At 32.3% G+C, this 20,828-nt stretch carries 29 protein-coding genes; all 29 read left to right on the forward strand.

What is annotated here, in order from left to right:
• The first annotated feature begins 97 nt into the window (after nucleotides 1-97).
• Nucleotides 98-853 carry a glutamate 5-kinase gene (gene proB / locus CCO88_RS03550; RefSeq protein ID WP_002812168.1) on the forward strand — a complete coding sequence of 252 codons (756 nt, stop codon included), beginning with the start codon at nucleotides 98-100 and terminating at the stop codon, nucleotides 851-853.
• A gap of 78 nt (nucleotides 854-931) precedes the next feature.
• The gene (locus CCO88_RS11030; protein ID WP_002779408.1) at nucleotides 932-1,066 is read left to right on the forward strand and encodes a hypothetical protein; all 135 of its coding nucleotides are present in this window, start codon (nucleotides 932-934) and stop codon (nucleotides 1,064-1,066) included.
• A 53-nt stretch (nucleotides 1,067-1,119) separates the two neighbouring features.
• On the forward strand, nucleotides 1,120-1,848 hold the full coding sequence (locus CCO88_RS03555) for a hypothetical protein (protein ID WP_002779407.1): 729 nt from the start codon (nucleotides 1,120-1,122) through the stop codon (nucleotides 1,846-1,848).
• The gene (locus CCO88_RS03560; protein WP_002779406.1) at nucleotides 1,763-2,155 is read left to right on the forward strand and encodes a hypothetical protein; all 393 of its coding nucleotides are present in this window, start codon (nucleotides 1,763-1,765) and stop codon (nucleotides 2,153-2,155) included. The genes CCO88_RS03555 and CCO88_RS03560 overlap by 86 nt, the downstream gene beginning before the upstream one ends.
• A 141-nt stretch (nucleotides 2,156-2,296) precedes the next feature.
• A complete protein-coding gene (fmt, locus tag CCO88_RS03565) occupies nucleotides 2,297-3,214 on the forward strand; it encodes a methionyl-tRNA formyltransferase (protein WP_002839444.1) in 918 nt (305 codons plus the stop codon).
• Entirely contained in the window at nucleotides 3,177-3,830 is a 654-nt protein-coding gene (locus CCO88_RS03570; RefSeq protein WP_002779404.1) for a biotin--[acetyl-CoA-carboxylase] ligase, read from the forward strand. Before fmt ends, CCO88_RS03570 begins: the two co-directional genes overlap by 38 nt.
• Nucleotides 3,827-4,612 carry a ParA family protein gene (locus tag CCO88_RS03575; protein ID WP_002779403.1) on the forward strand — a complete coding sequence of 262 codons (786 nt, stop codon included), beginning with the start codon at nucleotides 3,827-3,829 and terminating at the stop codon, nucleotides 4,610-4,612. Before CCO88_RS03570 ends, CCO88_RS03575 begins: the two co-directional genes overlap by 4 nt.
• Before the next feature lie 4 nt (nucleotides 4,613-4,616).
• Entirely contained in the window at nucleotides 4,617-5,453 is an 837-nt protein-coding gene (locus CCO88_RS03580; protein ID WP_002785040.1) for a ParB/RepB/Spo0J family partition protein, read from the forward strand.
• 58 nt (nucleotides 5,454-5,511) lie between these two features.
• Complete coding sequence (locus tag CCO88_RS03585) at nucleotides 5,512-5,937, forward strand: FoF1 ATP synthase subunit B' (RefSeq protein ID WP_002779401.1); 426 nt, start codon at nucleotides 5,512-5,514, stop codon at nucleotides 5,935-5,937.
• Between the two features lie 12 nt (nucleotides 5,938-5,949).
• The gene (locus tag CCO88_RS03590) at nucleotides 5,950-6,462 is read left to right on the forward strand and encodes a F0F1 ATP synthase subunit B (protein WP_002786245.1); all 513 of its coding nucleotides are present in this window, start codon (nucleotides 5,950-5,952) and stop codon (nucleotides 6,460-6,462) included.
• On the forward strand, nucleotides 6,462-6,983 hold the full coding sequence (locus CCO88_RS03595) for a F0F1 ATP synthase subunit delta (protein ID WP_002779399.1): 522 nt from the start codon (nucleotides 6,462-6,464) through the stop codon (nucleotides 6,981-6,983). The genes CCO88_RS03590 and CCO88_RS03595 overlap by 1 nt, the downstream gene beginning before the upstream one ends.
• Before the next feature lie 12 nt (nucleotides 6,984-6,995).
• Nucleotides 6,996-8,501 carry a F0F1 ATP synthase subunit alpha gene (gene atpA, locus CCO88_RS03600; protein WP_002839445.1) on the forward strand — a complete coding sequence of 502 codons (1,506 nt, stop codon included), beginning with the start codon at nucleotides 6,996-6,998 and terminating at the stop codon, nucleotides 8,499-8,501.
• A gap of 9 nt (nucleotides 8,502-8,510) precedes the next feature.
• Complete coding sequence (gene atpG / locus CCO88_RS03605; RefSeq protein WP_002779397.1) at nucleotides 8,511-9,395, forward strand: ATP synthase F1 subunit gamma; 885 nt, start codon at nucleotides 8,511-8,513, stop codon at nucleotides 9,393-9,395.
• 26 nt (nucleotides 9,396-9,421) lie between these two features.
• Entirely contained in the window at nucleotides 9,422-10,819 is a 1,398-nt protein-coding gene (gene atpD, locus CCO88_RS03610; protein WP_002785043.1) for a F0F1 ATP synthase subunit beta, read from the forward strand.
• Between the two features lie 3 nt (nucleotides 10,820-10,822).
• Nucleotides 10,823-11,212, forward strand: coding sequence for an ATP synthase F1 subunit epsilon (atpC, locus tag CCO88_RS03615; RefSeq protein WP_002779395.1), 390 nt, complete (start codon nucleotides 10,823-10,825; stop codon nucleotides 11,210-11,212).
• Nucleotides 11,213-11,767: a MotA/TolQ/ExbB proton channel family protein gene (locus tag CCO88_RS03620; RefSeq protein WP_002785044.1), complete on the forward strand. Its 555-nt coding sequence runs from the start codon at nucleotides 11,213-11,215 to the stop codon at nucleotides 11,765-11,767.
• 10 nt (nucleotides 11,768-11,777) lie between these two features.
• Nucleotides 11,778-12,167 (forward strand): ExbD/TolR family protein, encoded by a 390-nt coding sequence (locus tag CCO88_RS03625; protein ID WP_002782354.1) that lies wholly within the window; start codon nucleotides 11,778-11,780, stop codon nucleotides 12,165-12,167.
• Between the two features lie 3 nt (nucleotides 12,168-12,170).
• A complete protein-coding gene (locus CCO88_RS03630) occupies nucleotides 12,171-12,947 on the forward strand; it encodes a TonB C-terminal domain-containing protein (protein ID WP_002839446.1) in 777 nt (258 codons plus the stop codon).
• Between the two features lie 13 nt (nucleotides 12,948-12,960).
• Nucleotides 12,961-14,172, forward strand: coding sequence for a Tol-Pal system protein TolB (tolB, locus tag CCO88_RS03635; protein ID WP_002782359.1), 1,212 nt, complete (start codon nucleotides 12,961-12,963; stop codon nucleotides 14,170-14,172).
• A 76-nt stretch (nucleotides 14,173-14,248) separates the two neighbouring features.
• The gene (gene pal, locus CCO88_RS03640) at nucleotides 14,249-14,746 is read left to right on the forward strand and encodes a peptidoglycan-associated lipoprotein Pal (RefSeq protein WP_002778702.1); all 498 of its coding nucleotides are present in this window, start codon (nucleotides 14,249-14,251) and stop codon (nucleotides 14,744-14,746) included.
• A gap of 3 nt (nucleotides 14,747-14,749) precedes the next feature.
• Nucleotides 14,750-15,703 (forward strand): tetratricopeptide repeat protein, encoded by a 954-nt coding sequence (locus CCO88_RS03645; RefSeq protein ID WP_002778698.1) that lies wholly within the window; start codon nucleotides 14,750-14,752, stop codon nucleotides 15,701-15,703.
• Nucleotides 15,704-15,718: 15 nt separating this feature from the next.
• Nucleotides 15,719-16,291 (forward strand): FKBP-type peptidyl-prolyl cis-trans isomerase, encoded by a 573-nt coding sequence (locus CCO88_RS03650; protein ID WP_002778696.1) that lies wholly within the window; start codon nucleotides 15,719-15,721, stop codon nucleotides 16,289-16,291.
• Between the two features lies 1 nt (nucleotide 16,292).
• Complete coding sequence (gene fabD / locus CCO88_RS03655) at nucleotides 16,293-17,213, forward strand: ACP S-malonyltransferase (RefSeq protein WP_002782363.1); 921 nt, start codon at nucleotides 16,293-16,295, stop codon at nucleotides 17,211-17,213.
• On the forward strand, nucleotides 17,214-17,900 hold the full coding sequence (pfs, locus tag CCO88_RS03660; protein ID WP_002778692.1) for an aminodeoxyfutalosine nucleosidase: 687 nt from the start codon (nucleotides 17,214-17,216) through the stop codon (nucleotides 17,898-17,900). It begins immediately after the preceding gene.
• The gene (locus CCO88_RS03665; protein WP_002782366.1) at nucleotides 17,897-18,658 is read left to right on the forward strand and encodes a tRNA 2-thiocytidine(32) synthetase TtcA; all 762 of its coding nucleotides are present in this window, start codon (nucleotides 17,897-17,899) and stop codon (nucleotides 18,656-18,658) included. Before pfs ends, CCO88_RS03665 begins: the two co-directional genes overlap by 4 nt.
• A complete protein-coding gene (locus CCO88_RS03670) occupies nucleotides 18,655-19,176 on the forward strand; it encodes a cysteine hydrolase family protein (RefSeq protein ID WP_002782372.1) in 522 nt (173 codons plus the stop codon). Before CCO88_RS03665 ends, CCO88_RS03670 begins: the two co-directional genes overlap by 4 nt.
• Complete coding sequence (recO, locus tag CCO88_RS03675; protein ID WP_002782374.1) at nucleotides 19,176-19,790, forward strand: recombination protein RecO; 615 nt, start codon at nucleotides 19,176-19,178, stop codon at nucleotides 19,788-19,790. Before CCO88_RS03670 ends, recO begins: the two co-directional genes overlap by 1 nt.
• Nucleotides 19,787-20,194 (forward strand): rRNA maturation RNase YbeY, encoded by a 408-nt coding sequence (gene ybeY / locus CCO88_RS03680; RefSeq protein ID WP_002812149.1) that lies wholly within the window; start codon nucleotides 19,787-19,789, stop codon nucleotides 20,192-20,194. The genes recO and ybeY overlap by 4 nt, the downstream gene beginning before the upstream one ends.
• A 122-nt stretch (nucleotides 20,195-20,316) precedes the next feature.
• A partial coding sequence (locus CCO88_RS03685) for a hypothetical protein (RefSeq protein WP_002782379.1) occupies nucleotides 20,317-20,828 on the forward strand: 512 nt, incomplete at its 3' end.

Raw genomic sequence — 20,828 nt, forward strand, 5'->3', positions numbered from 1 at the left:
ATCATTTTTATTAAAAAATTTGATAAAATTTTTTAAGTTTATAAAATGAATTTTTAATTTAAAAATTTCAATACCATATAAAATTAAAGAGAAAAGTATGCAAAGAATAGTTGTAAAAGTAGGCTCTCATGTGATCAGCGATGAGAATCTTTTAAATTTAAAGCGCTTTGAGAATTTGGTGGCTTTTTTGGCCAAATTAATGCAAAAATATAAAGTTATTTTAGTTACTTCAGCTGCTATTTCAGCAGGATGTACCAAGCTTCATATAGATAGAAAAAATTTAATTAATAAACAAGTTTTAGCTGCGATAGGACAACCTTTTTTAATCAGCGTTTATAATGAATTTTTAGCCAAATTTGGCAAAATGGGTGGACAAATTTTGCTTACAGGAAAAGATTTTGATTCAAGAAAGGCGACTAAGCATGCTAAAAATGCTATTGATGCGATGATTGATTTAGGAATTTTGCCTATTATTAATGAAAATGATGCCACAGCTATTGAAGAGATTGTTTTTGGTGATAATGATAGTTTAAGTGCCTATGCGACGCATTTTTTTGAAGCTGATTTGCTTGTGATTTTAAGTGATATTGACGGTTTTTATGATAAAAATCCTAGTGAATTTAGCGATGCAAAGCGTTTGGAAAGGGTTGAATTTATCAAAGAAGAATGGCTTAATGTGAGTGTTAAAACAGGAAGCGAGCACGGAACAGGCGGTATAGTTACTAAGCTAAAAGCAGCTAAATTTTTATTAGAAAATCATAAAAAAATGTTTTTAGCAAGTGGTTTTGATTTAAGTGTTGCAAAGGCATTTTTGCTAGAAAATAAACAAATAGGCGGAACTTTATTTGAGTGATTATAAATTTTTATTTTTCCTTAAGTTTTGAAGAGTAAAATAAATTATGCGCATAATTCATAATATTAAGAAGAAATGATGAAAAAGTCAGTAAAAATACTTCTTTCAGTTGCTACTTTTGCATACGATCCTTATACTTGCTCTTTGCAAAATTTAATTAATCCAGGTAGCTGCAATCCTAATTTAGTGCCTAATGATGAGTATGCTTGCTAGGCTTTACCTAATGTTAGAGTAAATGGCGAGCCTGTTTGTGTGGAGTATTATTAATGTCTATTTTAGTAAATGCTGTAGATACTTTTTATTCTACTAAAAATGAAGCTGTATTTTCAGCTTCTAAAAGTGAAAATATAAAAAGAAATGTCGCAGATTTTAATACTGATAATAATACAAAAAATTCCGTGTATTTTTTTAGTGATGATAAAGAAATTTCTTTGAATTTAAGCAATGAAAGCATGGAACTTTTGACAAATCATTTTAGCGCAAATGATTTTTTAAAACTTTCTAATGGAAATATAGGCTTAAGCGGAAAAGCAGCCGCTTTTGTAGAAGGCTGGTATAAAGATATTATGATAAATAGAAATTTTTTAAATGCCGATAGGGATAAAAATGGCAGAATAGAAAATAACGAGCATTTATCTTTAAAAAATTCAGTAGAAGATGTCGCAAAAAATCAAGATTTAAGTAAGAATTTTGGGGCAGTTGTTTTAAGAATGACTCAAAGTACAACAGGCTATGTTGAAAATACAATTAGCGATAAAAGCTTAAGTATAGAAGCACTTATAGATGAAAGTATAAAAAGTGATAGAAATTTTGATGGGATTATTACGAGGCTTGAGTATTCTGCTAAAGGCGGTACAGATATGCAAGGCTATACGAATTGGGCTATAGATGCTTTAAATGATATTTTAGATGATAGCGATAAAGCCAAAAATTCATTTAGTTGTCGATCCTACAAGCAAAATTTGGCATTCGTATGCAGGCAAAACATTAAATGAGGTTAAGGCTTACTATGATAATCCTTTTAGAGCGACGAGTGGAACTTCTGCTTCTGGTTTTTTAAATATAGTGATTGAAGAACCAAGAATTTTACCAAGTAATGATTTAGAAAATGAAAAAGAGCAATTGCTTAATGAATTTCCTGAATTTAGAGCTTTGATACAAAACAATCCCAATATTACAAAAGAAAAACTTTTAAAACTTAAAAATCAGCAAAGAATCACACACAATTACCAAGATCATCAAAAACAAGATTTGCAAAAAGAATTTACACAAAATTTCTTTAAAACAGATCTTAAGGCCTAAATTCCCTTAAAAAATTCGGCAATTTCCGCATTTAACCTTACAAAATTTTTATAAAGATGCACCCCGTTTTGACTGGATTGAGTTAGCTTTAAAATCAAATTTGTTATAATCAAAACCTTGAATTTTATATAAAGCGAAATGATGAAAAAAATTATTTTTATGGGCACACCAAGCTATGCAACTTGTATTTTAAAAGCTCTTTTAGAAGATGAAAATTTTGAGCTTTTAGCGCTTTTTACTCAGCCTGATAAAGCTGTGGGTAGAAAGCAGATTTTAACACCAAGTGATACTAAAGCATTTTTGCTTCAAAAAGCTCCACAAATTCCTATTTTTACCCCAAATTCTTTAAAGGATGAGAGCGTTATAGAGCAAATTTATGCTTTAAAGCCTGATTTTATAGTAGTTGCTGCTTATGGAAAAATTTTACCTAAGGCTATTTTAGATATAGCTCCTTGTATCAATCTACACGCTTCGCTTTTGCCTAAATACCGAGGCGCTAGTCCAATACAAAGCGCGATTTTAAATGCTGATGAAAAAAGCGGGGTTTGCACGATGCTTATGGAAGAAGGACTAGATACAGGAGCTGTGCTTGAGAGCGTAGAATGCGATATAAGAGATAAAAATGTAAATGAAGTTTTTGAAATTTTAGCAAATTTAGCAGCAAAGCTTACTCTTTCTACTCTTTTAAATTATGAAAAACTCCTTCCAAAAAAACAAGATGAAAGCTTAGCTACACATTGTAAAAAGATCAAAAAAGAAGATGGGCTTGTGAGTTTAGATAATGCAAGAGAAATTTATCAAAAATATCTAGCTTTTACACCTTGGCCCGGGGTTTTTTTAGAAAATGGTTTGAAATTTATAGAACTTGAGCTTGTGGATGAGTTGAAGCAAAATGCCAAAATGGGCGAAATTTTAGAACTTGAAAAGGAAAGCTTTTTACTTGCTTGCAAACAAGGAATTTTACGCATTAAAAAACTTCAAGAAAGTGGAAAAAAAGCTCTTGATGGCAGAACTTATTTAAATGGAAAAAGGCTTAAAAGTGCAGATAGCTTGTGTTGAAAGTATTGATTCTACCCATCTTTTTTTATGCGAGCAAATTCGCAGTGGCAAAATCAATGAAAATTTTGCCCTTTATGCCTTAAATCAGACAAAGGGTGTGGGTAGTAGAGAAAATTCATGGCAAAGTTCTAGCGGAAATTTACATCTTTCTTTTTGCATTAAAGAAGGCGATTTGCCAAGCGATTTGCCCTTAGCTTCTGTGAGTATTTATTTTGCTTATTTGTTAAAGGAAATTTTACAAGAAAAAGGTTCTAGAATTTGGCTTAAATGGCCCAATGATTTATATTTAGATGATAAAAAAGTGGGAGGGGTAATAAGCACTAAAATTTCAGATTTTATAGTGGGCGGCATGGGTTTAAATTTAAAATTTGCTCCCCATGATGCAGCTTTGTGTGATGTTGAAATTTTGCTTAAAGATTTGATACAAGAGTTTTTACAAAGACTAGAGAAAAAATTTTTATGGAAGCATATTTTTAGCAAGTATATGTTAGAATTTGAAAAATCAAGACAATTTAGTGTCCATTATGAAGGTAAGGTATTTTCACTTGAAAATGCTTTTTTATATGAGGATGGATCAATTTTACTAGGCGATAAAAGGGTGTATAGTTTAAGATGAGTGAGATTATTACTATAGCAAATCAAAAAGGTGGAGTAGGTAAAACTACAACAGCTGTGAATTTAGCGGCATCTTTGGCGGTGGCTGAAAAAAAAGTTCTTTTAATTGATGTGGATCCACAAGCAAATGCTACAACAGGCTTGGGTTTTAATCGCAATAATTATGAATATAATATTTATCATGTTTTTATAGGTAGAAAAAAACTTTCTGATATTATTTTAAAAACAGAATTACCCCAACTTCATCTAGCTCCTTCAAATATAGGTCTTGTAGGCATAGAGCAAGAACTTGCAAAAGGCGAAAATAACGAAAAAAAAATGATACTCAAAAACCAAATTCAAGAAGTACTTGATGAGTATGATTTTATTATCATCGATTCTCCGCCCGCACTTGGAAGTATCACTATCAATGCTTTTGTTGCTAGCGATAGTGTTATCATACCTATACAATGCGAGTTTTATGCGCTTGAAGGTGTGGCAATGGTTTTAAATACGATTAAAATTATTAAAAAAACTATCAACCCCAAATTAAAAGTGCGAGGATTTTTACCGACTATGTATAGCTCGCAAAATAATCTTTCTAAAGATGTTGTAGAGGATTTAAAGCAAAATTTTAAAAAGCAACTTTTTACCATAAATGGCAATGAAGATGATTTTATCGTTATCCCTCGCAATGTAAAACTAGCCGAAAGTCCAAGCTTTGGAAAGCCTATTATACTTTATGATATAAAATCTCCTGGTTCTTTGGCTTATCAAAATTTAGCATATTCGATTTTAGGATAAAACAATGGGTCTTAATAAAAATAGAGGTTTAAGCACCTTAATGGGAGATGTAGGAGAGGTTTATAGCAGGGAATTAGGTCTTGATAAAAATCAAGTAAGTCTTATTGAAATTTCAAAAATCACTCCAAATCCTTTTCAGCCAAGAAAAACCTTTGACGAAATAGCTTTAAATGAACTTGCAAATTCTATAAAAGAGCATGGATTAATACAACCCATAATCGTACTTAAAAAAAATGATAGTTTTATCTTAGTAGCCGGTGAAAGAAGGCTTAGAGCTACTCAAATTTTAGGCAAAGAAAATATACTGGCCTTTGTGTCAGACAGCGATGAGAGCAAGCTTAGAGAATTAGCACTCATAGAAAATATACAAAGAGAGAATTTAAATCCTATCGAACTTGCAAATTCTTACAAAGACTTAATAGAGGTTTATAATATCACTCAAGAAAATTTAGCCGAACTTATCCATAAAAGCAGAACCCAAATCACAAATACTTTAAGACTTTTAAATTTAGATCCTAAAACTCAAGATCTCATAGCAAGTGGTAAAATTTCACAAGGACACGCTAAGGTTTTAGTAGGCTTAGATAAAGAAGATGAAAAAGTACTTGTAGACAGTATTTTGGGGCAAAAACTCAGCGTAAGAGACACGGAAAGACTTGTTCAAAAGGTTAAGAATAAAGAAAACACAGAAGATGTAGAATTTGAAAATTCTATGCAAAGTTTAAAACAGACTTTAAATAAATTAGGATTTGCATCTAAAAACAATAAAAAGGAACTCATTATTCGTTTGGACAATATTGAAAAAATTAAAAAACTGACTGAAATTCTCAATAAATTTTAACAAAGTATTAGTTTTTATTTGTTACAATAAAAGACTTATAATACCCCAAAGGAGATCTATGTTTGAAGATATGCATCCTTCCATAATGCTTGCTACTATGGCTATTTTTTTAGCTATGATAGTGATTTTAAACACTATGCTATACAGGCCCCTTTTGAAATTTATGGATGAAAGAAATGATTCTATAAAAAACGACGAAAACAAAGTCAAAGAAAATTCACAAGAAATGTTAGGAGCAAACGACGAGGTTGAGGCAATTCATGTGAGTACAAGAGAAGAAATCCATAAAATCAAACAAAATGCCATCAATGCAGCCAAAGAGGAAGCTCAACAAGCTATAAAAGCTAAAAAGGAAGAGTTAGAGCGTAAAATGGCTAACTTCTATACTGAATTAGTATCTCAAAAAAAAGAACTTCAAGATCATTTGTCAGCACACTTGCCTGACCTTAAACAAGCTTTGCAAAATAATATTAAACAGCACTAATTAAGGAGAAAGATGAAAAAGCTATTTTACTTTATTTTTTTACTGCCTTTATGTGCCTTTGGTGCATCTAATGGTAGCGGAGAGTATGATATTGTTCCAAGAACAATAAATTTCTTAATTTTTGTAGCTATATTGTATTATTTTGTAGCAAATCCTTTTAAAGCTTTTTATAAAAACAGAATTTTAAGAATTTCTTTAAAATTAGACGAAATTCAAAAGAAGCTTTTGGAAAGCAAGGCAAAAAAACTTGACACAATGAAAAAGCTTGAAGAAGCTAAAGCAAATGCAGCAGCAGCTTTAGTTGTGGCAAAAAAAGAAGCAGAGGTGCTTGCTCAAAAAATTAAAGAAGAAACTCAAAATGAGCTTGCTTTACTTGAGAAGCATTTTGAAGAGCAAAAAGACTATGAATTTAGAAAAATGGAAAAAGAGGTTGTGTCTTTAACTCTTAAAGAGATTTTTGAAGATTCAAATATTGCTTTAAAACAGAATGAAATCATTGATATTATGATGAAGAAGGTGTCTTAATGAATGATCTAATAGCTAAAAGATACGCAAAAGCTATAGCCTTAAGAGCAGATATTTCAGAATTTTATGATAATTTGTCTGTTTTAAGTTCGGCTTTTGCTTCGCCTAAATTTAAAAATATCATAGAATCAAATCAAATTCAAAAAGAAAAAAAATTAGAATTTGTTATTTCTTTAATAGAAAAAGCTAGTCCTAGTTTTAACAACTTTTTAAAACTATTAGCAGAAAATTCAAGACTTTCTTGCATTCCTCAAATTGCTAAAGAGCTTGAAAGACAAAAATCTTTTAAAGAAAATATTTTTTTAGGGACTGTTTATTCTAAAGAAGTATTAAGCGAAGATAATATCAAAGAGCTTGAAAATAGACTTAGTACTAAGTTTGGTGTTAAAATTAAACTACAAAATAAAGTAGGTTTAAATGAAGGTGTGAAAATTTCACTAGAAGAATTAGGTTATGAAATTTCTTTTTCAATGAAAGCTCTTCAAAACAAGATGAGCGAATATATACTCAAAATTATTTAAGGAGAATGTGTAATGAAATTTAAAGCTGATGAAATCAGTTCTATCATAAAAGAAAGAATCGAAAATTTTGATTTAAATTTAGAGATTGAAGAAACAGGAAAAATTATTTCAGTAGCTGATGGTGTGGCTAAGGTTTATGGTCTTAAAAATATTATGGCCGGTGAAATGGTAGAATTTGACAATGGCGATAAAGGTATGGCATTAAACCTTGAAGAAAGTAGCGTGGGTATAGTTATACTTGGAAAAGGAGAAGGCTTAAAAGAAGGTACTTCTGTAAAACGCCTTAAAAAACTTCTTAAAGTTCCAGTAGGGGAAGCTCTTATCGGTCGTGTGGTGAATGCACTTGGTGAACCAATTGACGCTAAAGGTGTTATCAATAGTAATGAATTTAGATTTGTAGAAGAAAAAGCTAAAGGTATCATGGCTAGAAAAAGTGTACATGAACCTTTACATACAGGGATTAAAGCTATAGATGCATTGGTGCCAATTGGTCGTGGCCAAAGAGAGCTCATCATAGGCGATAGACAAACAGGTAAAACTACTGTAGCTGTAGATACTATCATTTCTCAAAAAGGACAAGGAGTTGTTTGTATTTATGTAGCCATAGGACAAAAGCAAAGCACAGTGGCTCAAGTTGTAAAAAGACTTGAAGAGCATGGAGCTATGGATTATACTATAGTTGTAAATGCGGGTGCTTCGGATCCAGCAGCACTTCAATACCTAGCACCTTATACAGGTGTAACTATGGGTGAGTTTTTTAGAGATAATGCAAAACACGCTTTAATTGTTTATGATGATTTGAGTAAGCATGCTGTGGCTTATCGTGAAATGTCTTTGATTTTACGCCGTCCTCCAGGTCGCGAGGCTTATCCTGGTGATGTTTTCTATCTTCACTCAAGACTTTTAGAAAGAGCTAGTAAATTAAATGATGAGTTAGGTGCGGGTTCTTTAACAGCTTTACCAATCATCGAAACTCAAGCGGGCGATGTTTCAGCTTATATTCCAACCAATGTTATTTCGATCACTGATGGACAAATTTTCTTAGAAACTGATTTATTTAACTCAGGAATTCGTCCAGCTATCAATGTGGGTCTATCGGTTTCTCGTGTGGGTGGTGCGGCTCAAATTAAAGCAACTAAACAAGTTTCAGGAACTCTAAGACTTGATCTTGCACAATATAGAGAACTCCAAGCTTTTGCTCAATTTGCAAGTGATTTGGATGAGGCAAGTAGAAAACAACTTGAACGCGGACAAAGAATGGTTGAGTTATTAAAACAACCTCCTTATTCTCCACTTAGTGTTGAAAAACAAGTGGTTTTAATTTTTGCGGGAACAAAAGGTTATTTGGATGATGTAGCTGTTTCAAAAATCAGAGAATTTGAAGATGGAATTTATCCATTTATAGAAGCAAAATATCCAGATCTTTTTGAGCAAATTCGTTCGAAAAAAGCTTTAGATGCAGAGTTAGAAGAGAAATTAGCTAAAGCAATAAACGAGTTTAAAGTAAACCATTTATAAGGTTCTTTTATGTCTAATTTAAAAGAAATTAAAAGAAAAATAAAAAGCGTCCATAATACGCAAAAAACAACCAATGCGATGAAGCTTGTTTCTACTGCCAAATTAAAAAAGGCAGAAGAAGCAGCAAAAAGATCTAGAGTTTATGCGCAAAAAATCGATGAGATTTTAAGTGAAATTTCTTTTCAAGTCAATAAGATTGTTCACAATGAAGAGGATTCAAGATTTGTTTTATTTCATAAGAAAAATCAAATTAAAAATGTAGATCTGATCTTTATAACAGCAGATAAAGGACTTTGTGGCGGTTTTAATATCAAAACCCTAAAGGCTGTAAGTGAACTTTTAAAAGAATATGAAGAAAAAAATATCAATGTTCGCTTAAGAGCTATTGGAAAAACAGGAATTGAGTATTTTAATTTTCAAAAAATAGAGCTTTTAGAAAAATATCTTGGCTTGAGCTCAAGTCCTGATTATGATAAAGCTTGCTCTGTTATTCAAGCTGCTGTAGATGATTATTTAAATGGAATAACTGATGAAGTTGTTCTAGTGCATAATGGATATAAAAATATGATCACACAAGAATTAAAAATTTCTCATCTAATCCCAGTAGAGCCAAAGCAAATCGAAGGAAACTCGAATTCGCTTTTAGAACTTGAACCTGAAGATACAGATCTCTTGGGAGATTTGATGAAAACATATTTTGAATACAATATGTATTATGCATTAATTGATTCTTTGGCTGCAGAACATAGTGCGAGAATGCAGGCTATGGATAATGCCACCAATAATGCAAAAGCTAGGGTTAAACAGCTTAATTTAGCTTACAATAAAGCAAGACAAGAATCTATCACTACTGAACTTATTGAAATTATCAGTGGTGTTGAGTCAATGAAATAGTAAAATTTTTAAGGAGAGTATAAATAATGCAAGGATTTATTTCACAAGTATTAGGTCCAGTTGTTGATGTAGATTTTAACGACTATTTGCCTCAAATTAATGAAGCCATTGTTGTAAATTTTGAAAGTGAAGGCAAAAAACAAAAACTTGTTTTAGAAGTAGCAGCACACTTGGGCGATAATAGAGTTAGAACTATTGCTATGGATATGACAGATGGCTTGGTAAGAGGACTTAAAGCAGAAGCTTTGGGTGCTCCTATTAGCGTTCCTGTGGGTGAAAAAGTTTTAGGAAGAATTTTTAATGTTACGGGAGATTTGATCGACGAGGGTGAAGAAGTTGCTTTTGATAAAAAATGGGCAATTCATAGAGATCCTCCTGCATTTGAAGATCAAAGTACAAAAAGTGAAATTTTTGAAACAGGAATTAAGGTTGTGGATTTGCTTGCTCCTTATGCAAAAGGTGGTAAAGTAGGGCTTTTTGGTGGTGCTGGCGTTGGTAAAACAGTTATTATTATGGAGCTTATTCACAATGTTGCGTTTAAACATAGCGGTTATTCAGTATTTGCGGGTGTTGGCGAGAGAACTCGTGAAGGAAATGACCTTTATAATGAGATGAAAGAAAGTAATGTTTTGGATAAAGTTGCCTTATGTTATGGACAAATGAATGAACCACCAGGGGCAAGGAATCGTATTGCTTTAACAGGTCTTACTATGGCTGAGTATTTTAGAGACGAAATGGGTCTTGATGTTTTGATGTTTATCGATAATATCTTTAGATTTTCACAATCAGGCTCTGAAATGTCTGCGCTTTTAGGAAGAATTCCTTCAGCTGTGGGTTATCAACCAACTCTAGCAAGTGAAATGGGTAAATTCCAAGAAAGAATCACTTCAACTAAAAAGGGATCAATTACTTCAGTTCAAGCAGTTTATGTTCCAGCAGATGACTTAACAGACCCAGCTCCAGCAACTGTTTTTGCTCACTTAGATGCTACAACTGTTTTAAATAGATCTATTGCTGAAAAAGGTATTTATCCTGCGGTTGATCCACTTGACTCAACTTCAAGAATGCTTGATCCTCAAATTATTGGCGAAGAGCACTATAAAGTTGCGCGTGGTGTTCAATCTGTACTTCAAAAATATAAAGATTTGCAAGATATCATTGCAATTTTGGGTATGGATGAATTAAGCGAAGAAGATAAATTGATCGTTGAAAGAGCAAGAAAAATTGAAAAATTCTTATCACAACCATTCTTCGTTGCAGAAGTATTTACGGGTAGCCCTGGAAAATATATTTCTCTTGAGGAAACCATTGCAGGCTTTAAGGGAATTTTAGAAGGTAAATACGATCACTTACCAGAAAATGCTTTCTATATGGTGGGTAATATTGACGAAGCTATTGCAAAAGCAGATAAACTGAAAGGTTAATTTATGGACAATTTAATCAGTTTTGAAATAGTTACACCTATGGGTGTGATTTATCAAGGGGAGGTAAAATCAGTTACCTTGCCAGGAAGTGAAGGAGAATTTGGAGTACTTAAAGGACATGCTGCTTTAGTTTCATCTTTAAAATCTGGTGTAATTGATATAGAAAAAGCTGATTTAAATCATGAATTAATCGCAATTGATGCAGGTCATGCTAAGGTAGATGAAGATAAGATCAGTGTTTTGGCTAAGGGCGCGGTTTGGATTTCAGGTTCTAGCGAAAGCGAAATCGAAAAAAATCTTGAAAGCGCTAAAGAATTAATCAAATCTATGAGTTCAGACAATACAGCTTTAGCTGCTACCTTTTCAAAGCTTGACAATGCAAAGGTTAGGTAGATGAATTTTGAAGCGATATTTCAGTTTTTTGGAAGTTCAAGCATAATTACTTATATAGTCTTAGCTTGGCTTTCCTTATATTTTATACTTTCTTTTTTTATACTTTTTTCAAGAATGACTTATTTGGCAGCTTGGAAAAATAAAGAAAAAGAAAGTTTAGAAGCTCTACTCTTGGGAGAAAAAGATTTGAGTAGAACGCGTTCTATTTTAAGAAAGTGCACAGATACTAGTTTATCACATCTTGAGATTTACAAAAATTTAGCAAGTCGTCGCGCATCCAATGGGCTTACTTGGCTTAGTATAGTAGCTTCAACCTCTCCATTTATAGGACTTTTTGGGACTGTTATTTCTATACTTGAGACTTTTGGTGGTTTAGGGACGCAAAATTCTTTAAGTATTATTGCACCTAAGATCAGTGAAGCTTTAGTTGCCACAGGCTGTGGTATTTTGGTTGCTATTCCTGCTTATACTTTTCATCTTATTATTAAAAGAAAGGCTTTTGAGCTCTTAAGTATAATTGATAGTGAGATTAAAGTTATTAGTTCTAACAAATAGGATTTAAGATATGCCATTTGACGATGAGAAGCCAGAGCTTAATATAACTCCTTTGGTTGATATCATGCTTGTTTTATTGGCTATTTTAATGGTAACAGCTCCAAGCATTACTTATGAAGAAAAAATCAATCTTCCTCAAGGAAGTCAAAAATCCACAAGTGCTCCTAGTGTTAAAAGCTTAATTGTTAGTATTAATGCTAAAAAAGAGATATTTTTAAATCAAGAAAAATATAGTTTTGTAAGCTTTGCAGATAATCTTGCGCAAAAAAAAGCACAATTTAATACCGACGAACCGGTATTTATTAGGGCTGATAAGAGTTTAAAATACGATGATGTTATTTTTGTTTTAAAAAGTATTAAAAATTTGGGCTTTAATAAAGTCGCCTTGCAAACAGAATAAGCTATGAAAGAATATGGTCTAGGCAAGATAAATTCATTTTTGCTTGCTGTTGCGGTTTATGTTTTTATTATAATTCTTATTTTTTTTAGACTCGTAACCCACATACAACCTGCAATCCAATATACGGATATTCAAGATAGTTTTATCGACATAGAGCTTATGGAACCCTCAAAAAAAGTCGTAAATGAGCAAAGCGCTCCTAAAGATATTCAAAAACCTGCCCAAGAGCTTGATATTGAAAAACTTTTTGCACAAACTACAAACAAAGCAGTAAAAACTGAAGATGTGGATCAAAAAGCCAGCAATTTTAATGAGCTTTTTGGTAGTATCAAAGAGATACAAGAGGAAAAAACTACTAAAATACAATCAAGCGCTAAATCAGAAACAACAAGCAGTTCAAAAACTCAAGCTTCAGAGCTTGTAAAGCAATTAAACGATAGCTTACTTGAAGAAGAAAGTATCAATCAAGGCGAAAGTATTAAAAATCAAAAGACAGGGATTTATGATGAGTTTTTGGGAAAGGTGGTGCGCACCATCGCCCAAAGATGGAGACAATATCATCCTAATAGTGAAAATATTTCAGTCAAGGTAAAAATTTTTATTGATGAAAATGGAAATTTTGGCTATACTTCAGTCGAAAAAAGCGGAAATTCTTTATACGACGCAAAAGTAGCCGAATTTTTAGAAAACCAAAAAGGTAAATTTATAGCCTATCCACCTCAAAATAAAAGCATAAGTATTACTATGAATTTAAAAGATGAGGCGCAAATTCAAAAATAATTGAGGAGTAAAAATGAAAAAAATTGTAACAGTATTTTTAATTTTTTTAGGAATACTTTGGGCAGAAGATCCTGTGATTGATGTCGTAAATTCAGGCGTAGTCTTACCAAAAATCATTGTTAAAGACAATTCGAATTTAAGTGATATTAATTTAAAGCGTAGTTTTTATAATATCATTGTAAATGACTTGAAAGTAAGTTCAAATTTTGAAGTTGTAAGTGATGCAAGTTCAGAAGCTGCAAATTACACTTTTGAATACGATTTGAGTAAAAATGGCAATGCTTTAAATTTGCATGTTAAGATCAAAGCAGGAGGCTTGGAAAAATCAAGTCAAACCTATGCTTTAAATGGTGTAGAGCAGTATCCTTTTTTGGCCCACAAAAGCGTAAAAGCTTCGGTAAATGCATTAGGACTTGCTCCTGTTGAATGGATGGATCATAAAATTTTAATTGCCAGAAATTCAAGCTCTAAAAAAAGTCAAATTATCATGGCCGATTATACTTTAACATATCAAAAAGTAATCATTGATGGAGGATTGAATTTATTTCCTAAATGGGGAAATAAAGAGCAAAGTATTTTTTACTATACCGCATACGATCATGATAGACCAACGCTTTATCGCTATGACTTAAGAACTAATAAAGCAAGTAAAATTTTAGCAAGTGGAGGTATGGTTGTAGCAAGCGATGTAAGCTTAGATGGTAGTAAGTTACTTGTGACTATGGCTCCAAAAGATCAACCTGATGTTTATTTGTATGATTTAAATTCTAAAAATTTAACTCAACTTACGAATTATTCAGGCATAGATGTAAATGGAAACTTTATAGGCGTAGATGATAGTAAATTTGTTTTTGTTAGCGATCGCTTGGGTTATCCTAATATTTTTATACAAAATCTCAATAATGGATCTGCCGAACAAGCAGTTTTTCATGGTAAAAATAATTCTGCAGTTTCAACCTATAAAGATTTTTTAGTATATTCTAGTCGTGAGCCAAATCAAGTAGGTGTTTTTAATATTTATTTAATGTCAATCAATAGCACAGGTATTCGTCAATTTACCGCAAACGGAAAGAATTTATTTCCTAGATTTTCAAGTGATGGCGGTAGTATAGTTTTTATCAAATATCTCGGAGCACAGAGTGCTTTAGGTGTTATTCGTGTTAATGCAAACAAGACTTTTTATTTTCCATTAAAAGTTGGGAAAATTCAGTCTATTGATTGGTAAAAATTTGTAATTTTTGGTTAAATTTAATTAATTTTAGATATAATGCTAACAATTTATTAACTTTGAAAGGTCATAAATGAAAAAAATTCTTTTTAGTTCTATTGCAGCATTTGCATTGGTTATCAGTGGTTGTAGCACAAAAAGCACTAGCGTAAGTGGTGATACAAGTGTAGATTCGAATCGTGGAACAGGTGGTAGTGATGGTTGGGATATTGATTCAAAAATTTCTCAACTTAATGATACTTTAGGAAAAGTATATTTTGATTTTGATAAATTTAATATCCGCCCAGATATGCAAAATGTTGTTAATACAAATGCTAATATCTTCAACAATGAAGTAAGCGGTGTAAGCATTACTGTTGAAGGTAATTGCGATGAGTGGGGAACAGATGAGTATAATCAAGCTTTAGGTTTAAAAAGAGCAAAAGCAGTTAAAGAAGCTTTAATTGCTCAAGGTGTAAATTCTGACAGAATTGCTGTTAAAAGCTATGGTGAAACAAATCCAGTATGCACAGAAAAAACAAAAGCTTGCGATGCTCAAAATCGTCGTGCAGAATTTAAACTATCAAGATAATTGATGAAAAAAATATTCTCAGTAGCTCTTATCGGAGCTACTTTACTTTATGCAGAAAGCTCTGCTTTTGGTGCAGGAGATTTAACCAGTAATTCCCCCTATGGTTTAACATCAAGTGAAAAATTACTCAAGGAAAAATTAGATACTTTAAGCAATAATAATGTTCAAGCAAATTCTAGAATTAATGAGATTGAACAAAGAGTTGAAGGATTGCAAAGTACTTTAGAGGGTATAAATTCGCAGTATGCCAAATCCAATTCTAGATTAACGCAACTTGAAACCCGTTTTGAAGCTATGGAAAATAATTTAAGCACAGAACTTCAAAATTTAAAAGCTTATGTTGAAGAAAGTAGAAAAATTCAAGATGCTAACAATAAGCAAATTAAGAAAATTTTAACCGAATTAAGTTCTTTGGTTGATTCTATTAACGCAAATTATGTGTCTAAAGATGACTTAAATAGTACGAATTTAAGTATCAAAAATACAGTTGTTGTACCTCTATCGATCGATGATAAAAACATAACTTCTAGCGATGAAAACAATGCCAGTGTTGCTCCAGTGCAAGAAAAAGAAGTTAAACAAATAGATGATTCTTGGAAAAAGAAAAAAAATAACGAAATTTTAGACTTGGCTATCAAAGATTTAAATAATAATTCTTATGAGAATAGCAAAATTAAGTTAAACTATCTCATATCAAAACAATACAAACCTGCAAGGGCAAATTTTTGGTTAGGAGAAATTGAGTATAAGCAAAAGAAATACAATAACGCTATTGCTTATTATAAAAAAAGCTCTGCTTTGAGCACTAAAGGGGATTATTTTCCAAAGCTTTTATATCACACAGCGATTTCTCTTGATAAGATAGGAGATCCAAAAACAGCTAATGGGTTTTATAAGGCTTTAAAGACAAATTATCCTAATTCACCGGAAGCAAAAGCTTCCCCCAATAGAAAATAATATCAAGGAGAAAAAATGGCTATAGAAAAAAATAGCGTAGTTTCAATGTTTTATGAACTAAAAGATGCAAATACAAATGAAGTTTTAGAATCAAATTTATATGCTCAACCGATTTCTTTTATCTTAGGCAAAGGGCAAATTTTAGAAGCTTTAGAAGAAGAAGTGATGAAGCTTGATTGCCCTAGCAATGCTGATGTCGTGATTAAAAAAGATAAAGGCTTGGGCGAATACGATGAAAATGCAGTGCAAGTTTTACCAAAAGAGCAATTTGCAGGCATTGATTTAAAAATAGGTATGGAGCTTTTTGGCGAGGGTGAAAACGGAGAAACCGTTCGCGTAACTGTTAAAGAAATCAGCGATAATGATGTAACTATTGATTATAATCATCCTTATGCAGGTCGTGATTTGCTTTTTTCTTTAAATATAGTAGATGCCAGAGCAGCAAGTGAAGATGAGCTTCTTACAGGCATTATAGCAGGAAGCCATAGTTGTGGTTGTGGAAGCGGACATGGGCATGGACATGATCATCACGGGCATGGCGGTGGCGGATGCTGCGGTGGCGGTGGCGGCGGATGTGGTTGCCACTAAGATGAATGCTGTATTTATTTTTCCAGGTCAAGGCTCTCAAAGTCTTGGCATGGGTAAAGATTTTTATGAAAACTCCAAAACCGCAAAAGAACTTCTAGAAAATGCCAGCGATTTTTGTAAAATTGATTTTAAAAATTTATTGTTTAACGAAAATGATGATTTAAACAAAAGTGAATTTACACAACCTGCTATACTCTTAAATTCTTTAATGGCTTATAGTGCTTTGAGTGAATTAAAACCTGATATTAAGGTTAAATTTGCTTTGGGTCATTCCTTGGGTGAATTTTCAGCTTTGGCGATCAATGGTGCTTTTAGCTTTTTAGAAGCAACTATGCTTGTGCATAAAAGAGGACTTTTTATGCAAGAAGATTGTGCAAAAGTTGAAGCGGGTATGATGGTAATTTTAGGGCTTGATGATAAAAAAGTGGAAGAGCTTTGTCAAAAAGCTAGAGATGAAGATAAAAAAATTTTTGCAGCTAATTATAACTGCGATGGGCAAATCGTTGTTGCAGGTTTAAAACCTGATTTAGCAAGCTATGAAAGCACATTTAAAGAAGCAGGCGCTAAAAGAGCTATGCTTTTAAATATGAGCGTGGCAAGCCATTGTCCGCTTTTAGAAAACGCGTCTAATAAACTTTGCATAGAGCTTGAAAAAATACTAGAGCCTACTTTTAAAGCTGTAATTTCTAATGCTACAGCTAAAGCTTATACGAGCAAACAAGAAGCTCTTGAGCTTTTAAAAACCCAACTTGTAGCTCCTGTGCTTTATAAACAAAGCATTAAGGCTTGTGAAAATGAAGCAGATTGTTTTATAGAATTTGGCGCTAGTGTGCTTAAAGGTTTGAATAAAAAAATCACTTCAAAAGAAACTTATGCTTTAACAAATATGAATGATATAGAAGAATTTTTAAAGGTAATATAAATGAAAATAGCAATTTTAGGTGCAATGAGTGAAGAAATCACTCCTTTGCTTGAAACACTTAAAAATTATACAAAAATAGAACACGCTAATAATACTTATTATTTTGCAAACTATAAAAATCATGAGCTTATTCTTGCTTATTCTAAGATAGGCAAGGTAAATTCTACCCTAAGTGCTAGCGTAATGATAGAAAAATTTGGCGCGCAAGTTTTACTTTTTACAGGAGTTGCAGGTGCTTTTAATCCTGAACTTGAAATTGGTGATTTGCTTTATGCAACAAAATTAGCTCAATATGATCTTGATATCACTGCTTTTGGACATCCTTTGGGTTTTGTTCCAGGAAATGAAATTTTTATAAAGACAGACGATAAATTAAACAATCTTGCTTTAGAAGTCGCAAAAGAATTAAATATCAAACTTCGTGCAGGTATTATTGCAACGGGTGATGAGTTTATTTGCGATGAAGCAAAAAAAGCAAAAATTAGAGAAATTTTCAATGCGGATGCTTGTGAAATGGAAGGCGCAAGTGTGGCTTTGGTTTGTGATGCTTTAAAGGTGCCTTGTTTTATCTTAAGAGCTATGAGTGATAAAGCCGGCGAAAAGGCTGAATTTGATTTTGATGAGTTTGTGATCAATTCAGCTAAAATTTCGGCCAATTTTGTGCTTAAAATGTGCGAGAAATTATGATAAATCTTAGCAAAAAACTTATACGCCAAGTTGCACAAGCTAATGCTAAATTTGGACTTATTAAAGATGGAGATAGGGTTCTTTTAGGGCTTAGCGGTGGGAAAGATTCTTTGGCTTTAGCCCATCTTTTAAATCGTGTGCAAGCTCACGCTCCTTTTAAATTTGAACTTGAAGCGGTAACTTTGAGTTATGGCATGGGCGAGGATTATTCTCATCTTCATGCACATTGTGAAGAACACGGCATTAAACATAGCGTGCTTGATTCAAATATTTATGAAGTTTCAGGCGATACCATAAGAGAAAATTCAAGTTTTTGTAGTTATTTTTCGAGAATGCGTCGTGGAGCTTTATATACTTACGCTCTTGAAAAAGGTTTTAACAAGCTTGCTATAGCTCATCATTTAGATGATGCAGCAGAAAGCTTTTTTATGAATTTTATTCATAATGGAGCTTTAAGAACCTTAGCGCCTATTTATCAAAGCAAACGCGGTGTAACTGTGATACGCCCTTTGATTTTTGTGCGAGAAAGACAGCTTAGGGATAATGCTACGCAAAATGAACTTAGCGTGATAGGAAATGAATTTTGTCCTGGTATGAAACTCAGTGAAAAAAATGTAAAATTTCCACACGCTAGAGAAGAAGCTAAACAGCTTTTAGCAAATTTAGAAAAAGATCATCCTAAGCTTTTTACAAGCTTAAAAACTGCTTTTGCAAATTTACACACAGAAAGTTTTTGGCTAGAAAGGACAAAAATATGAAAAAAGCTTTTGTTTTAGTGGATTATCAAAATGATTTTATTGATGGAAGTTTAGGTTTTGATAAGGCTTTAAAGATCAAAGAAAATATTCTTAAAGCCTTAAATCAAATCGATTTTAATAACACGCATTTGCTTCTTACTTATGATACTCATGATGAGGATTATTTAAAGAGCAAGGAAGGGTTAAATTTGCCTATCGAACATTGTATAAAAGATAGCTTGGGTTGGCAAATGCCTAAAGATTTTACTCCCTTTTTGCAAAAAGCTCATAAGGTTTTTCATAAAAATACTTTTGGAAGTTTAGAATTTGCAAATTTTATCGCAAAAAGTGAATACGAAGAAATCCATTTTGCAGGACTTGTTTCCCATATTTGCGTCTTTTGTAATATCATTTTAGCTTTTAGCGCGAAGCCAAATTCAAGACTTATACTCCATCAAAATTTAAGTGCAAGTTTTGATGAAAATTTAGAAAAATCCGCTTTTGATCTACTTAGAGCTTATGGCATTGAAATACTTTAATGCAAGGCTTTATACTTCATACGCAAAAAGTAAAAGATGAGGATTTGATTGTTTATATTTTAAGCCCTAAAGAGCTTATCAAGGCGTATCGTTTTTATGGGCTTAGACATTCTAGTATTTTAAATGGTTATAAAATTGATTTTGCTTTAGATGAAAATCCTAGCTTTTTGCCAAGACTTAAGGATGTTTTGCATTTGGGTTTTGTATGGATTATGGATCGTGAAAAAATGCTGATTTGGCAGGAATTTATCCGTCTTCTGTATCATCATTTAAAAGATGCTCAAGTACTTGAAAGTTTTTATTTTGAGCTTTTAGATGAATGTGTAAAGCGTTTTGAAAAGCAAAATCCCAAGCGCGTGATTGTGGACGCTTATCTTAAGATTTTAGAATTTGAGGGAAGACTCCATCAAGAATTTAGATGTTTTGCTTGTGATGAAAGCATAGAAAATCCCATCACTTTAATTCGTGCTTTTTTACCTTCGCATCACACTTGTGCTTTAGGTTATGCATTTGAAAAGCAGAAATTAAAAAATTTTTATGAAAGTAAAAATTGTGCGATTTTTGGTGATGAAGAAATAGGGAATTTGTATCAATTGATCAAGGAGGGTTTATGATATTAAGTGATGAAAAATGCGAATTTTTAGAGCCTATAGCAAGTTTTTTAAGCTCTAAGGATGTGGAACTTGTTTTTGTAGAAAGTAAGGAAATGCAAGAGATTAACTTAGAGCAAAGAAAGCAAGATAAAACCACCGATGTGCTTTCTTTTCCACTTGAAAATATCGATGAGAGCTTGCCTTTGGGTTCTGTTGTGATTAATATAGATTTGGCAAAGCAGAAGGCTAAAGAGTTAGGACATAGTTTTGAAGAGGAAGTAAGCTTGCTTTTTATCCATGCCATGCTTCATTTGCTTGGATTTGATCATGAGGTAGATAATGGAGAAATGAGAGAAAAAGAAAAAGAACTTATAGAACACTTTAATTTGCCCAAAAGTTTGATTATAAGGACTTTGGAAGATTAAGTAAGATTTTTTCAAGGGCTAGAAGACTTGCGCTTTATATTTTAAATATATGAGTAAAAATATTAAAAAAATCATTTTTTGCCGATTTACTTTAGAATAAAATCTATTCCAAGGTGATAAAGATGATAGTATTTCCTCTAAGCTCTTTTAATAGATATTTTGGAAACAATCCTTTGCAAACACTTACCAAAATAAGAGATGAAAGTATTGAAAATGGAAATCCTGAGCTTGCAAAAAAACAAAGAGAAGAATTAGGTAATGATTTGATAGATTTGTATAAGATTTCTAAAAAATTCAGCGATAAAATAGAATTAGTCGAGGGTTCAATAGAAGATAAACTTAGAAACAATGAATTACCAGAGTCAGAAGTTAAAAATTTATTTCAATGGATGGATAAGAATGCCAAACACCCCCGTTGGATGCATATTGATGGGGTGAGTTATGATGAAGCTTATGTTAAAATTTTTCACACAAGCAAAAGTATAGATGAATTTAAAGAAAAATATCTTGAGCTTCAAAAAAAATATTTTGTTGATTTTAACAATATTGATTCATCGCAGAAAATACTGCAAGAAAATTTAGAAGAAAACAAAGAAAAGCCTTTTAAGCCTATACAAGCAGAAAGTAAAAGCGA

The sequence above is a fragment of the Campylobacter coli LMG 9860 genome (assembly GCF_000254135.1).
In the GTDB taxonomy this organism is placed as follows: Bacteria; Campylobacterota; Campylobacteria; order Campylobacterales; family Campylobacteraceae; genus Campylobacter_D; species Campylobacter_D coli.